Source organism: Actinomadura sp. 6K520 (genome assembly GCF_004349245.1).
GTDB lineage: Bacteria > Actinomycetota > Actinomycetes > Streptosporangiales > Streptosporangiaceae > Spirillospora.
Genome location: NZ_SMLC01000054.1, coordinates 1 through 14679 on the forward strand (window position 1 = coordinate 1; position 14679 = coordinate 14679).

Below are 14679 nucleotides of genomic sequence, written 5' to 3' on the forward strand. Positions count from 1 at the left end.
GGTAGGCGGTTCGGTCGTTGGTGTCTGCGGGGATTGCCGGGGTGGGGTCGTAGGGCGTGATGGTGGAGTTTGAGGCGGCCGCGGGTTGGCAGATGCGGCTGCGGTGTAGGTGATTTCCGCGCGGCGGTTGCGGGCTCGGCCGGTGGGGTTGTCACGGCCGTCGGGGTGTGATTCCGCGGCGAGGGGGGCGGTTTCGCCTTTGCCGCTCACCTGGAGCATGTACTCGCGTGGTAGGGCCCGGGAAAGTGCTTGGCGCACGGCGTCCGCTCGTTGGCGCGACAGCCGCTGGTTGTAGGAAGCGGGGCCGACCGCGTCGGTGTGGCCGACAATCGTGATCGGATGGCTGGGATCGCCGTTATCGCGGATGTCGCGGGCGGCTTGCGTGATGGCGTCCTGTGCGGGGCGGGACAGGTGGGTGGCGTCAAAGGCGAACTGCACGACGATGTGGTGCTGCTGGAGCGAGCGAATCGTCTCCGTTCGTTGGGAGTGGTGTACAAAGAGGTGCTTGGGTGCGCTGGCGAGGTCGCTGGTGACTTGGGCGTCTGCCCATTGGGTGTTGGTTGACGGCGATGGTGCTGGGGTGTCACTCGCGGAGGGCGCGGTCGGCGGGGGCGGCGCGGAAGCCGTGGTACCGGGGTCCACGGGGGGAGGCATGATCGTTCGGCTGATCGGCGCGGTGGCTCCGATAGCGGCTATGCCCAGGCTCCCCACCAGGACGGCGGCGCTTCGTTGCAGACCGGTGAGCCCGGGGATCCGGGGGACGGCTCCGCCGATGATCTGAGCGGCGGCCTCGGTGAACACCAGTAATGTCCAGCCGGCCCAGCAGGTCCATGCTAGGTATTTGGCCGCCTCTAGGAGCAGGGTCTCGTCGGCTCGGTGAGACAGTCCCGCACCGATGTCGTCGAAGGAGGGTGGGGGGCGAGGGATGGGCGATCCGGTCACCAGGAGCAGGAGGCCGGGCAGGCCGATCACGCCAGCGATCAACAGCATGGCCGCGCCGAGGCTGCGCAGCGGGATAGTGCGGCGGCCGCGCTGCGCGCCTGCGGCTGCGTGCCGTTGCCGAGTCATCGCTGGTCCTACGGTGAGTGGCTGGTGTCAGCATGTGGCCCTGAAGAGGTCAGTCATGGAAAGGCTGAGGAATCCGCGATCACACGGATACTCCGTCCTGGGTTGGCGATCGATGTGGATCATGAATCGGCGGAAGGGCCGATTACCGGGAGGCGGCGCCCGTACCGGTTTTGTTCTGCGGTGATCTCCGCCATCGCCTCGGCCATGTCTTCGCTGATCAGATCGGCGCGAACGTAGGTCGTCTGGTCCTGGCCCCGCACGTCCACCACGGCGGGCTGTAGCGCTGCCGGCATCTGGTCGGCGGAGAGCCGGTGCATGCGGGCACGAGTTCTCGGTTCGGTCGGTGTCGTGATCGACACGGTGGCCTGGGAGTAGCGGTTGGCCAGCGCTTGGAACTCCATAGCCAATTCTTCGGCGATCTTGTCCGCCCGGCAGTAGAAGATCCATGCGGCGGGGGTCCGGTGGACCACGACCGGGCCGAGTTGATCGTCCATATCATCCGGTTTCACCCGGATGAATCGCGCTGGGATACTCATTGGTCACCTCGCAGCTGCAGTAACTCCAGGTCTTGATCGTCATGGTTCTTGCGGCTGCGGGGTGTATTGGTCTCTGGTTTCGGGTGGACCGAAGCATCAGGTCGGCTGCGTTCCCGTGTCGGCGTCGGGTGGTTCATCCAAGCGTCGGTTCTGGCGGTGGACGAACTCCTCGGCCATCCGCCGGAGCATGCGTTTGTCCTCGTCAGGAAGGTCATGCGCGAGCCGGAACAAGATCCATTCATCGGAGCCGAGGCGAACCTCGCTGATCTCGTACTCCAGCCACTGGCGCGCTGCCAGTGTCTTCACCGAATCTTCGGGCACGTCCATGGCCGCGGCCAGGGCGCGCATCTGCCAAGGCTCCGGGGACTTAGCCACCTGGCCAGCGGCAAGCTTGCTGATCCACTGGAATCCCAGGTGCTGCTCGGTCACTGGGTCGATCGCGCGCACTGCCATACGCCGATAGCTCAGCCCCTGCTCGTTGCGCTCGTGCACGAACTGGCTTAACGCCAGCTGCGCCGGTCTCGGTGTCGTTGACATTTACCTCAACTCACTCTGGCGTCCCTCTTTACAAGACTGCCCGGGAGTGTCTTAATATCACGACAGTTCGACCCAATCCAGTGACGACGGATACTGATCATGGTTCGATGCTCCCACCGAAAGCCGCGAAGTACGAGGTCAGACACGTCCGCCCAGCTGAACACGTTTGCGCTAGTGATCAGTTGCTCTGATGACGACGATAGATCGGCGCTGACGCCTCCGGTGCGAATGCCCGGCACCCGAGCATCATTCGCGGTGGCGCGTTCGTCGGTGGAAGCGGTCAAGTGCGGTCATGTCCAGCAACTGGTCCTGCGCCCTTGGGACGTTTCCGCAGGTGGTGAGATCTACGATCATGATCTTCAGGTCGAGGAACTGCCCTCCCCGGAGGATGGCGCGGTTGGCGCCCCCAATGCGCAGGTAAATGGCACTGCGGCTGCTCCCCAGACCTTCGCTACGGGTTGGCTCATGGAGGGTGGGCCGTGGCACGAGAAGCGATGATGGCGATCAACGAGTCCGCCCGTGGCTGGGCTGCGGCGGTGCCGGCTCCTGACATCTCGCCCCGGCATCGTTCCGCCCGCGCGCTTGGCCCTGGTCGGCCGCCGGCACGCCGTGCTCTGGCGGCCTGCTGCGCGATCGTTGTGGCAGCCGGTGGTCTGGCGTGCTCGCCGGGTTCAGACGATTCGGTGACGGTACCGTCGTCCCCGCCGCTCAGCGCGCCTTCAGGGAGCGGATCCTCTTCTGCCGGAGCGTCTTCCGCATCGCCCCGTGACGCGATCATCGCGAGCTATCAGCAGTACTGGGACGCTGGCCGGAAGGCGGCGACGGTTCCGGAAGACCAGGCGCGAAAGCTGCTTGAGCCGGTATCTACTCCCAAGGTGATGGCTGCTCAGTTGCGGGGTATCCGCGACATTCGTGCTAAGCGTCAAGAGCCCTGGGGCAAGATCGTTATCCGGGTGTACGCGGTCGATATCACTGGTTCCACTGCGGAGTTGGGTGATTGCCAGGACACCAGCGGGGCGGGGCTGGCGGACTCGCGCACCCATCAACTCATTCCCGGGACGCGGGGCAGCGCCAAACCGGTCAACTTCTCGGTGAAGCTCAAGCGCGGGGCCGATGGGCGCTGGCGCGTGTCGTCGATCTGGGCTGTGGAGGCGCCATGCACTCCCCCGTCTACCACCCCCGGTTCCTGAGCATGATGCGCGCTGCCATAACGGCCACAGTGGTGATCATGGTGACGGGTGCCATGGTCGGCCCCGCGTGGTCCAATCCACCGGCGCCGCCCAGCCCGGGCCCGTGGAAATGGCAGGGCAATATCGGCGATAATCCGCAAACACCAGAACATCCCGGTCGCGGCGGCGGTTCAGGCGGTGACGGTCCTGGCAGGCAACCTGTAGGCGGCGCCCCCTCTAGTGACCGCGGCTGCCGCACCGTCACCCCCGCCGACACGGGCTGTGACACGCTGGCCTGCGGTCCACTAAGCGCCATTTCCGGCTGCCAACCCGCCGGTGGCGGTGTTGCCGTCCCGGCGGTCACCCCGCAGGATCTGCTGCAGCAAGCGCTCTATGAACTTCGGCTCCCCAAGCCCCAGATTGTGACGGCTCCGCCGCGCGGAACCGAGGGTGTCGTGGGGTTGGCCGAGTGGTTCTGGCTCGATCCGGCGCAGCGAACCTCCAGGTCGGTTCGCCAATCGGCTGGGGACGTATGGGTTGAGCTCACCGCCTCTCCGCAGACCATGACGGTCCACCCAGGAGGTGGGCACGAGCCGGTCAGTTGCCCGGGCGGTGGTGTTCCCTATCAGGCTGGAGCGGCCGCTTCGGCGGCTTCATGCACCGTCACCTACACCCGCAGCTCCGCGCGGCAGCCCGAGAACGCCTACCAGGTCACCGCCACTGTCAGCTGGGGCGGAACGTGGCGTGGTTCGGGCGGAGTCGGCGGTGCGCTCACCCCGATCACGGTGACCTCGACCCTCCCGGTCCGGATCGCCGAGGGGCAGGCTCTCAATGGTGGTGGCCGGTGAGCAGCCCCCGTTCCGTTTCCACCCTTCCGCCCTCCGAGGACAGGCAGTTGCGGCCTTTGCCCCGCTCAGCCCGTCGCGGCCGGATTCTGTTGGGAACGCTCCTGATCGCGACGTCGGCCGCGGTGGTCGCCTGGCTGTTTGTGTCGGCGGGTAACCGCGCCGACGTGCTGGTCATCGTCCGTGACCTGCCGGTGGGGACACCCGTCTCCACGGCCGACCTGGCGACCACGCGCGCCGGGGTGGACGCGCCCGTCCAGACGATCCCCGCGTCCCGCGCGGACGAGGTGGTGGGAAAGATCGCGGCGGTGGACCTGCGGGCAGGGTCGCTGCTGTCGCCCGGCCAGCTGACCACCACGCTCACCCCCGGGCAGGGACAGCAGATCGTGGCCGTCGGGCTCAAAGCCTCTCAGCTGCCGGTCGGCGCCCTGCGCCCGGGAGACCACGTTCTAGTTGTGCCAACTCCCGGTGCCGCCGGGCAGGATGCCGCCTCGGCTGGGGCGTCACCGCTGGGCCGGGAGGTCGCCGCCGCGGTCGATCGGGTCTCGCAGCCCGACGCGGACGGAACCGTGGTGGTCAATCTTCTGATCGCCGCCGCATCGGGTCCCACGGTCGCCAAACAGGCCGCCCTTGGCCGGGTTGCGCTGGTCGTCACCGCCAGGAGGCCGTGAGATGGGGCTGATCGCGGTGGTTTCGGCCGGGGGCGCTCCAGGAGCGACCACCACGGCTTTGGCCTTGACCCTTGCCTGGCCAGAGCCGGCGCTGATGGCCGAATGCGACTGCGATGGCGGCAGTGTTCTGGCCGGGCTGTTCGGGGGCCACTTTCCGGCCGACCGGGGGCTGCTGAATCTGGCGTGGCAGATCACCGAAGACCCTGGCCGGGTCGCGTTGCACGAGCAGACCTATCCGCTCGATGACGTGGGCGATCGTCCGGTGCTGCCCGGCCCGGCCGATCCGTTCCAGGCGCAGGCCATCACTGCGGTCGCGTGGGAGAAGATCGCCGCGGTGCTCGCACGGCAGACCGCGGACGTGATCGCCGACGTCGGCCAGGTCCGCGCTGTCGGGTATCCGTTCGCGGTGCTGGCCGCCGCCGACCTCATCGTGCTGGTGTTGCGTCCCACGCTGCGGCAGGTGGTCGCCGCTCGGCCCCGCGTTGCGGCCATTCGCGACGCCTTGGGCCGGCAGGCCGCGATCGGGTTGTGTCTCATCGGCCGCGGCCCGCACTCGGTCGCCGAAGTCCGCAAGGTGCTGGGCGGCGACTTCGCGGTGGTCGTCCAGTTCCCCGACGATGCACGCTCTGCCGCCCGGTTGTCGGACGGCGACCCCAAACGCCGCCGCCTCACCCGGTCCAGTGACCTGCTGGTCCAGGCGCGGACGGTTGCCCGTGCCTTGCGAGCCGCCGTCGACCATCGCCCCGGCCGACGTCCGGATCGGCCGGTGTCACCGCTGAGCACTGGGGGCGGGCGCCCGGTATGAATCATGGCTCCTTCACCTGGCCACCTCCCGACCAGATTCCCGCCATGCCCCAGCCCGCGCGGCAGGCCGAGCACTCGCCTGAGCACGGTCCCGCCGCGCCGCGTGCGGCCGCGGGCGGCGCTCCCGGTGGGGTGTGGCGACCACGTCCTACCGCCGGTGCGGCACCTGCGGCCAAGCCCGAAGATCGGCTCGATGACGCGGCGGTGCGTGCCGCAGTGAAACACATCAACGCGGCGCTGGATGAGGTGCTGCTGGATGCCGACCCTGATGCCACCCGGACGCAGTTGGCCGTGGTGGAACAGGTCAAGGCTTGGGCGCAGCAGCAGGCGAACGCGGGCCGGATGCTGCTGCCGGCCGCCGAGCAGACGCGGCTGACCCGGGCGGTGCTGGATGAGCGGTTCGGGTTGGGGGTGCTGCAGCCGCTGCTGGACGACGACGACATCGAAGAGATCGACGTCAACGGGCCCGGGCAGGTGTGGCTGCACTACGCCGGTGCCCGCAAGGCCCCGGGCTCGCCGGTTGCCGAGTCCGACGACGAGTTGGCCGACAAGGTCCGCCGGTGGGCGGCTCGCGCGGCCAGCCCACGCGAGTTCAGCGCGGCCCGGCCGCTGCTGAACGTCGCGCTGGGTGTCGGGGTGCGGATGGCGGCGACGATGTCGGTCACCACCGGCACGCACGTGTCCATCCGCAAGCAGCGGCTGATGGATGTCACCCTCGACGAACTCGTCGGCCGCGGCACCATCGACGAGAGCCTGCACATGTTCCTGGGGGCCGCGGTGCGGGCCCGGCTGGACATTCTGGTCACCGGTGGTGTGGCCGCCGGCAAGACCACCTTTCTGCGGGCGCTGTGCAGCGAATTCGATCCTGAGGAACGCATCGTCACCCTGGAATCGGAACGGGAGCTGTACCTGGATCGCCTGGACCGCCACGACGATGTCGTGTCGTTCGAGGCACGGGAGGCCAACCAGGAAGGCATCGGCGCCATCACGCTGGTCGACCTGATCCCGCAGGTGCTGCGGATGAACCCCGACCGGATCCTGGTCGGCGAGGTCCGGCACGCCGAGATGCTGGCGCTGCTGCAAGCCATCGACAACGGCCTGCAAGGCAGCCTGACCACCCTGCACGCCAACTCCGGCGCCGAGGTGTTCGGCCGGATCCTGACCCTGTGCGCCTACGCCGAGCGGCACCCCGAACCCGCCGATCTGTTCCGCCTGGTCGGCCGGGCCGTCGACCTGGTCGTGCACCTGCGCCGTGACCCGCGCACCGGCCACCGGTACGTGTCCGAGATCGTCGAGGTCCTCGAACCCGCCGACGCACACGAGCCCGCCATCAACCGGATCTTTACTCCCGGGCCGGACGGCCGCGCCGTCCCCGCCGGGATCACACCCAAACTCGTCGGCGAACTGGAGGCGGCCGGGTTCGACCGGCGCCTGCTCACCCACGCGCACCGGCTATGGGAGGTGCCCCGCGAAAGAGGACGCCCATGACGACCGTGCTCGCGCTGCTGGCCGGGGCCGGGTTGGCCGGCGGGGCGCTGCTGATCAGCGCCGGACTGTTCGGCCGGGCTGTCACCGCGGCGCGGCCGCCCTCGCGCCTCGGCCGGATGCCGGCCCGGCCGTTCCAGCAGCACCGGCTGACCTGGGCGGCCGCCGCGGTATTCGGCGCCGGGGTGCTGCTGGTGACCCGGTGGCCTGCCGCAGCGATCGCCGCCACGGTGGGGGCGGTCTGGCTGCCGCGGGTCATGTCAGGGCGGGCCGTGGCCCGGCAACTGACCCGGCTGGACGCCATCGAACAGTGGGTCCGCAAGGTGTCCGGGCTGCTCGGTGCCAGCCGTGGCCTCGAAGACGCGCTGCAGACCAGCGTCCGTCATGCGCCCACCGCGATCGAGCCCGAAGTGGCGGCGTTGGCGGCGCGTCTCCGGGCGGGAGTGAGCGTCGAGGAGGCGGTGTACCGGCTGGCCGATGACCTCAACGACCCGGTCGGGGACCTGGTGGCGGGGGCATTGCTGCAGGCGTCGCAGATCCGCGGCGGCGGCGTCCAACCTCTCCTCAATGACCTCGCGGCGTTGGTGGCCGCCGACGTGGCTGGGCGACGTGAGGTCGAAGCCTCCCGCGCCCCGCACCGCACCACCATCCGCGGCCTCGCGGTGATCTTCGTCCTGTTCGCAGTGGCGCTGACGATGCGCCCCGACTACTCGGCCCCGTACGGCACCTTCCTCGGGCAGATCGTCCTGGCCGTTGTGCTGAGCATCTGCGGCATCGGGCTTTGGATCATGAACCGACTGGCCAACCAGCCGCCCGTCCAACGATTTCTGACCCGTCGCGACGCCGACCGCTCGCCCGGCGACCGGGACATGACCCGGGAGGGGGCGGCGCGGTGATCCGGTTGGCGATCGTGTTCGGGGCGTTGCTGGGTGCCGGGGTGATGCTGGTGGTCTCCGGCATGCGGCGCAGTCCACCCCGTCTGGACGCGGCACTGACTCGACTGGCGGGAACCGACGCCGCCGCGGTCGCGGCGCCCGGCGCAGTGCAGCCATGGCTGCGGCGGCAGGCGCAGCGGCTCACCGGGCCGGGCGGCCTGCCGATCCCACGCCAGGACCTCGCTCTGCTGGGCAGGTCACCGGAGCGGTTCATCGCGGAGAAGATCGGCGCGGGCCTGTTCGGTCTGTGCCTGCCGCTGCTGTTGTCCATGTTGGCCACCGTGCAGGGGCTGAGCATGCCGTGGACGGTGCCGGTCGCGGCCACCCTCGGATTCGCCGCCGCCGGTTTCTTCGTACCGGACGCGACCGTGCGTTCCACGGCAGCGCAACGGCGCGCCGACTTCCGGCACGCCCTGTCGGCCTATTTCGACTTCGTCCGGCTGGCCTTCGCCGGTGGCGCCGGCCCCAGCCAAGCCCTGGAACAGGCCCCCCGCTACAGCGACGGGTGGGCCTTCCGCCGGATCGCTGAAGCCGTGGAGGCCGCCCAGCACGCTCGGCTCACCCCCTGGCAGGGCCTGGCCCGCCTCGGTGCCGAGATCGGCGTGGACGAACTGGGTGATCTGGCGGATCTAGCGGACCTCGCCGGCAACGAGGGCGCCAAGATCGTCGACGCGATCACCGCCTACACCCAGCAGATCCGCTCCCGGCAGCTCACCGAAATGCGCTACGACGCCGAATCGCGCACCACCAGCATGACCGTGCCGATCGCCACGATCGGGCTGGCGTTCATCACCCTCCTGGGGTTCCCACAGATCTACCTGCTGCTGACGAGCTGACGATCAAAGGAGATGGCGATGCCACCTGAACTCATGTACGTCGCGGCGATGGTGCACGCGCTGCGCACCCGAGCACGGAACCTCACCCGGGCCGACCGCCGCGACGTCGGGTTGACCACGCTGGAGGTCGCCATCATCGCCGGCGGCCTGGCCCTCCTGGCCGCCGGCGTGATCACCGCGATCGGTACCGCGATCGAGAACCGCAAGGGGAACATCCGGTGACCCGCTGGCAGCCCATCCGAGCACCCGCACGGTTTCGCGCTGCGGTGACCGCCCGGACTCGGCGCACCGGACCGCGGGAGCGGGGCAGCGCCGCGTTAGAGACCGCCATCCTGGCCCCCGGGTTGCTGGTCCTGCTCGCCCTGCTGCTGCAGGCCGGATGGTGGTACATGGCGCGGTCGACTGCGCACGCCGCCGCGGCCGAAGGTGCTCGGGCAGGGCGGGTCCGGGACGCTCCCCCAGGGGCCGCGACCACGGCCGCGCGGCAGTTCGCCGCCGAGGTCGGCAGTGGTGAACTCCACCACATGTCTGTGGACACCGACGGCAGCGACACCCGCACCGTGGCGGTTACTGTCCGTGGCCGAGCGCCGTCGTTCGTGCCGTTCTTCGAACCGACGGTCTCGCAGACGGTGCGGGCACCGCGTGAACGGTTCACCGTGCCTGGGGACTCTCCGTGACCACGGCACCGTGCAGCCCAGGGCGCCGTGCCTGGTTCGGCCACCCTACAGCGCACCCGGGCTGCCGTTCCCCGGAGCGGGGTAGCGCCGCTTTGGAGACCGCGATCCTCGCGCCGGGGTTGTTGCTGCTGCTGGCTTTGCTGATCGGGATCGGCCGCACTCAGCATGCGCATCAGGCGGTGGAGGCGGCCGCCCGTGACGCCGCCCGCCAGGCCAGTATCACCCGGGACCCCGGCTCGGCCGCCGCACAGGCGAGCGGCAGTGCCCGTGCGGCACTCCAACGCGAGGGGCTGCGCTGCACCCCCGTGACGACCCTGGACACCTCGGGAATGCAGCGTCCGGTCGGTACCCAAGCGGCCGTGACCGCCCAAGTCAATTGCCAGCTCCCCCTGTCGGACCTGCTGATCCCTGGCCTTCCAGGGGAGACGACGATCCGGGCGCGGTTCTCCTCGCCCATCGACCCATACCGCGGGAGAGACCTCGGGTTCACGAATTCTGAAGGGACCTCTGGCCGGAACTTGAGCCTGGGAGGTCGATGATCATCATGCGGGTGAAGTCGACGGCGCCTCCCGGCACCACGGAGACGATCTCATCACCGACGACGCCTTGGCGCAGGCGAGTCTGGGTCCGCCGGGCAGCGATCTGCCCTCCAAGAGCGGGCGCCGCGGGGGACCGCGGACAGGTCACCGTGTTCGTGGTGCTCCTGTCGGTCGGCGCCCTGATGATTACCTCGCTGGTGTACTTCCAGGGGCTGAAGCTACGTGTCGGCCGCGAGGCCGGCAACGTCGCCGAGGAAGCCGCCCGCGCCGGGGCAGGCCAGCTCAACCGCGCCCAGTTCTACCAGACCGGCGTCAAGTCGATCGACCCGGAGGCGGCCGTACGGCAAGCGCGCGTGTACCTGGCCCGTGCCGGGCAGCGCGGCACCGTCACCCCGGTGAGCGCTCGCCGGGTCCGCGTCACCGTCACCATCAGCCGCTCGGCTCCGATGCTGTCGCTCATCGGCGTCGAAACGGTCACCGTGACCCGTACCGCCACCGCCGACCTCGTGACCGGCGTGGATTCAGGGGAGGGCCAGTGACCTCCTCATCGCCCCGCCCGTATCGCTCCCTCTCACGTCTTGCCGGCCTGGTGCGCGGCCTGGTGTCGCTGCTGGCCTTGGCCGCCGTCCTGGCCGTGTTGCCGTTGGTGCTCGCGCATGCGGCAGGCAACCCCCTTCCGGGACGATTGCCGTCCCTGGAGCAGGTCGGTGACGCGTTGGCTCGTCCCGCATCCGACGACACCCTGATCCTGCTCGTCGTCCGTGATCTGGCCTGGCTGCTGTGGGCCGCGTTCTGCGTCTCCACCTTGTTGGAAGTAGCCGCCCACGCCCGCGGCCGCGCGGCTCCGCGGCTCCCCGGGCTGGGATCGGTGCAGCACCTGGCCCGCAATTTGATCACCGGTGTCACGCTGATGACCAGCGCTCCTCCAGCGGTAGCACTGGCATCGACAGCGTCCCCATCAGCAGCGACTGCGCCCGCCGTGACGGCAGGCTCTGACGCACATACGGGGGCGCTCCCCCGCGATGCCACTGCCACGCCGTCGCCGCCGGTGCCCGCTATGCCCGAAACCGCCTTCTCGGCGTCCGTCGCCCCTTTGGCGTCCGCCACCGACCCGACGGTCGCCGAGTCGTCGCAGCCGCCGGGCCACACCGATTACGACGGCGACGTGTCCTGGGGGCCGCTGACCGCCGTGTTCGCCACCGGCATGCTCGCCGGCGGAGTGCTCACCAAGATCGCGCAGATGCGGCACGTGCAACGGCAGTACCGCCGCCGAGGCCGACGCATCCGGCTACCGCACTTCCCCCACGCCCGCCACGTGGAACAACGCCTCGCCTGCGAAGCACAGACCGCCGACGTGGACCAGGAAGCCGGACGGGTACTTCGAGCCTCGCTCCGTGCGTTGGCACACGGTGTGCGGCAAGGAGACCTGTCGCCACCGGAGATCGTCGGCATCCACCTGGCCGGCCACACCGTCGAAGTACTGCTCGCCCATCCAACCCGGGTCGCCCCCGAGCCTTTCGCCGTCCGCCCCGGCAGCAACGACATGTGCTGGCAACTCACACCCGACGGACGCACCCGTCTGCTCAGCGATGACACCACGGGCGCCATCGGCGATCAGGGCAGTGACCCCATCCCCGGGCTAATCAACGTCGGCCGGACCGGAGCGGGAGGGCAACTCCTGGTCAACGTGGAAGCCCTCGGCGTCGTCGGATGCGCCGGGGACCCTCAGCTCATCGAGAGCATCCTGTGCACCATCGCCACCGAGGTCTCCACCAACCCCTGGGCCAGCCTCGACGCCGTCCTGGTCGGCTTCGACGAACTCTCCGTCACCCAGGGACGGGTGCACTCCTACAACGACCTGGACAAAGCACTAGACCTTCTAGCCCACCGCGCCGAGGCCGTCCGGCGACGGCTCGATGACGCTAGCGCGTCCGGCGCCGGTGACGTCCGAACCCTACGGCTCCGGGGCAGCGGCGACACCGACCTCACCCTCCTGGTATCCCGAACCCCACCCGACCGCGATCAACTACGGCGACTCCTCGCGGCCGTCAACGGCACCGGTGGGGTAGCCGCGATCCAGCCGGCCGCCACCCATACCGAGTTTCCCGCGCTCTTCACCCTGGACACCAATGAGCAGCAAGCCCCGGTCCTGCGTATCGAACCGTGGCATCTCACCGTCACCCCCCATCCACTGACCAGCGACGACTACAACGCCATCGCCTCGATCCTGACAGCCGCAGCCGATACCAGCGACGTCGCCGCCGACCAGCCGCCCTACGGCACCGCCACCCACAACGTCGGGACCGTCCGCGCACCCGGCACCGAAGCGTTCTGGTCTGCCGCCACCGAACCGTCCGGCACCACCGACCACACCGGTCCAGCCGATCAGGACCGCTACCGCACCGCCTCCGGTGAAATGAACCTCCTACAGTCCCGACCCCGCACGGGCGCCACGCCGGGCAGCGCCCCCACTCCCGGGACAGGAACGGTCACCCCATCCCCGGCACCAGCCACACGGTGCGCTCCCAGCACCGATGACATTCCAGCGCCGACCGACTCAGTACGCCCCACGCAAACAGAAAGCGACGACGTTCTCGCCCCGGCCGGATTCCGCGTCCCGCCGATCACGCCAGGCATCGCCACCCGCACCCGCGCAGAGCCTGCTGAGGACGAGCACTCGGCAGGACTGTCCATCGGTGTCCTCGGGCCGCTTGAGGTGACCGGCGCCCACCACGATCTGCAGCCAAAACAACTTGAGATCGTGCTGCTGCTGGCACTCAACCATCCCGCTGGTCTCCGCAACGACCAGCTGCGGACGCTGCTGGGCCCTGACCCTGACCATCCACGCGGCAGCGACAGCCTCCGGCAGGCCATCACCCGGACACGGCGCCGACTCGGGCCAGCCACCGACGGCACCGAACGCATCCTCCATGTCGGGGACGGCGTCTACCGCCTCCACGACGCCGAACTGGACTGGAACCTTTTCCAGACGCTGGTCGATGAGGCCAATGGTCACGACAGCGACGCGGCCGACAAGCTCCGCCGAGCCCTGCGACTAGTGCGCGGCCGCCCCCTCGAAGGCTGCTACCACTGGTGGATCGACAGCCCGCTACTGGAGACCATGCGGGCCACCATCGTGGACACCGCCGAACTACTCGCCGAACTCGACCTGGCCACCGGCGCCATCACCAGCGCCGGACGAGCCGCCCGCATCGGCCTTATCGCCGACCCGGCGGCGGAACAGCTGTGGCGGATGGTCATGCACGCCGAGCACGCCGCCGGCAACACCGCCGGAGTCCATGAGGCCTGGTCCGGATGTCTTCGCGAACTCGCCGCCGTCGACACGGAACTCGAAACCCACCCCGCCACCGTTGAGCTCTACCACCGCCTCACCCACAAGCCCACGACTGCCGCATACGGCCGTTGACTGCGACGGATCAGTTCGTCCCTTGGCGGACGTCCGTCCCCTGTTCGGCGAACGCCTTGAAGTCCTGCATGTGTTGCCGCGACTGCTTGCGGAAGGAACTGGGCATCAGACGCCCCGCCAGCCGCGTCAGGAATCCGTCGAACCGGAACTCACTTTCACTCTCCCACAGAGTCGTTTCCGGACCGGCTTCGATGATCCGGTCACGCTGGGCCTGCCACAGGCCATCGCCGACGATCTCGCGGTCGTAGTGCACGACGACCGAACTGGGGATGGCGTGCAGGTCTGCAGGTTCAAGGCGTGTGATGGTCTCGGTGGCCTCCATCCTCTGCTTCCCGATTTGAAACACGACTCGCGAGGTGGTCCCGAGCCGGCCGTGCACCCCGTTGACCGGCTCGTGCAGCACCAGGCCGCGCAGCCACTTCGGCATGTGCGCCGGTTCCGCGAGCAGCTGGACCACCTGCTCGCGGGGCAAATCGATCTCGATCGAGGTGGCGTACTTCATCGTGTGTTCCCTCCGGGGACGTAGAACGCGGTGGTGGCCTCGACCGCGGCCGCCACGTCACCCGGATCGCCACCCGCGGCCAGGTGAGCTTCGCCCCATGCCACAGCGCTGCGCTTGGCGAACTCGCGTCCCGCGGGCGAGGTCTGGAACTCCTCGTGATCGAGCGCCTCGCCGTCGGCCAGAAACCGGGCCAGCGTGAGGAGATGCAGGTCCCAGCCCACACCGCCAGCACCGGGGCCGTAGGTCGGGAACATGGGCTCCCCAACGGCCGCTGCGTGGACCAGTTCCAGCTCGGTATCCCCGGCAGGGCCCGCGGACAGGCGCACCTCGACCTCGCTCGTGCCCGGCCACTCGTCGGCGTCCGGCCCGAAGAGCCAGGACACCCGTAGCAGCCGCGGCGGGTCGCAACGGAGGATCTCGCCGTGCTCGCCGCCGTCCAGCTCGAACGACCCGCCGAGCCGCAGATCTCCGGTGACCGGCTTCAACCAGCGGCCTAGGTGCTCAGGGTCGGTGATGGCGTTCCACACCTCGTCGACCGACGCGTCGTAGCGACGCCGCAACTCCATCGTGTACGCGTCGCCGGCGGGCAGGGTGGCTGTACCCATGGTCCGGCGCACAGCGGCCAGTTCGTCCAGTACGTCCTTCATG

At 69.3% G+C, this 14679-nt stretch carries 17 protein-coding genes; 12 read left to right on the forward strand and 5 right to left on the reverse strand.

Going from position 1 to position 14679, the window contains the following annotated elements; translation table 11 throughout:
• The 3 genes from E1289_RS16550 to E1289_RS16560 all read right to left on the reverse strand — a co-directional run.
• The coding region (locus E1289_RS16550; protein WP_165970501.1) for an OmpA family protein at positions 1 to 990 on the reverse strand (990 nt) is incomplete at its 3' end.
• A gap of 197 nt (positions 991 to 1187) precedes the next feature.
• Positions 1188 to 1562, reverse strand: coding sequence for a hypothetical protein (locus E1289_RS16555; protein ID WP_131981028.1), 375 nt, complete (start codon positions 1560 to 1562; stop codon positions 1188 to 1190).
• A gap of 138 nt (positions 1563 to 1700) precedes the next feature.
• Positions 1701 to 2141 carry a hypothetical protein gene (locus tag E1289_RS16560; protein WP_131981030.1) on the reverse strand — a complete coding sequence of 147 codons (441 nt, stop codon included), beginning with the start codon at positions 2139 to 2141 and terminating at the stop codon, positions 1701 to 1703.
• 479 nt (positions 2142 to 2620) lie between these two features.
• Between E1289_RS16560 and E1289_RS16565 the strand changes: the two genes are divergently transcribed.
• From E1289_RS16565 to E1289_RS16615, 12 genes are all read left to right on the forward strand, one after another.
• Entirely contained in the window at positions 2621 to 3331 is a 711-nt protein-coding gene (locus E1289_RS16565; RefSeq protein ID WP_131981032.1) for a hypothetical protein, read from the forward strand.
• A complete protein-coding gene (locus E1289_RS38230; protein WP_165970502.1) occupies positions 3298 to 4158 on the forward strand; it encodes a hypothetical protein in 861 nt (286 codons plus the stop codon). The genes E1289_RS16565 and E1289_RS38230 overlap by 34 nt, the downstream gene beginning before the upstream one ends.
• A gap of 89 nt (positions 4159 to 4247) precedes the next feature.
• Positions 4248 to 4826 carry an SAF domain-containing protein gene (locus tag E1289_RS38235; protein WP_165970503.1) on the forward strand — a complete coding sequence of 193 codons (579 nt, stop codon included), beginning with the start codon at positions 4248 to 4250 and terminating at the stop codon, positions 4824 to 4826.
• A 1-nt stretch (position 4827) separates the two neighbouring features.
• The gene (locus tag E1289_RS16575) at positions 4828 to 5631 is read left to right on the forward strand and encodes a hypothetical protein (RefSeq protein ID WP_131981036.1); all 804 of its coding nucleotides are present in this window, start codon (positions 4828 to 4830) and stop codon (positions 5629 to 5631) included.
• 215 nt (positions 5632 to 5846) lie between these two features.
• On the forward strand, positions 5847 to 7118 hold the full coding sequence (locus tag E1289_RS16580; RefSeq protein WP_165970504.1) for an ATPase, T2SS/T4P/T4SS family: 1272 nt from the start codon (positions 5847 to 5849) through the stop codon (positions 7116 to 7118).
• A 5-nt stretch (positions 7119 to 7123) separates the two neighbouring features.
• Positions 7124 to 8011: a type II secretion system F family protein gene (locus tag E1289_RS16585; protein WP_165970505.1), complete on the forward strand. Its 888-nt coding sequence runs from the start codon at positions 7124 to 7126 to the stop codon at positions 8009 to 8011.
• Positions 8008 to 8886: a type II secretion system F family protein gene (locus E1289_RS16590; protein WP_131981041.1), complete on the forward strand. Its 879-nt coding sequence runs from the start codon at positions 8008 to 8010 to the stop codon at positions 8884 to 8886. Before E1289_RS16585 ends, E1289_RS16590 begins: the two co-directional genes overlap by 4 nt.
• An 18-nt stretch (positions 8887 to 8904) precedes the next feature.
• Complete coding sequence (locus E1289_RS16595; RefSeq protein WP_131981043.1) at positions 8905 to 9108, forward strand: hypothetical protein; 204 nt, start codon at positions 8905 to 8907, stop codon at positions 9106 to 9108.
• Between the two features lie 44 nt (positions 9109 to 9152).
• A complete protein-coding gene (locus E1289_RS16600; protein WP_165970506.1) occupies positions 9153 to 9563 on the forward strand; it encodes a TadE/TadG family type IV pilus assembly protein in 411 nt (136 codons plus the stop codon).
• 92 nt (positions 9564 to 9655) lie between these two features.
• The gene (locus E1289_RS16605; protein WP_207929001.1) at positions 9656 to 10102 is read left to right on the forward strand and encodes a TadE/TadG family type IV pilus assembly protein; all 447 of its coding nucleotides are present in this window, start codon (positions 9656 to 9658) and stop codon (positions 10100 to 10102) included.
• 149 nt (positions 10103 to 10251) lie between these two features.
• Complete coding sequence (locus tag E1289_RS16610) at positions 10252 to 10641, forward strand: hypothetical protein (protein ID WP_131981060.1); 390 nt, start codon at positions 10252 to 10254, stop codon at positions 10639 to 10641.
• A complete protein-coding gene (locus tag E1289_RS16615; RefSeq protein ID WP_131981062.1) occupies positions 10638 to 13529 on the forward strand; it encodes a BTAD domain-containing putative transcriptional regulator in 2892 nt (963 codons plus the stop codon). The genes E1289_RS16610 and E1289_RS16615 overlap by 4 nt, the downstream gene beginning before the upstream one ends.
• Positions 13530 to 13539: 10 nt before the next feature.
• On the opposite strand, the gene E1289_RS16620 is transcribed toward E1289_RS16615, so the two are convergent.
• Entirely contained in the window at positions 13540 to 14031 is a 492-nt protein-coding gene (locus E1289_RS16620; RefSeq protein ID WP_131981064.1) for an SRPBCC family protein, read from the reverse strand.
• Positions 14028 to 14678 carry an SRPBCC family protein gene (locus E1289_RS16625; protein ID WP_131981066.1) on the reverse strand — a complete coding sequence of 217 codons (651 nt, stop codon included), beginning with the start codon at positions 14676 to 14678 and terminating at the stop codon, positions 14028 to 14030. The genes E1289_RS16620 and E1289_RS16625 overlap by 4 nt, the downstream gene beginning before the upstream one ends.
• Position 14679: the final 1 nt, after the last annotated feature.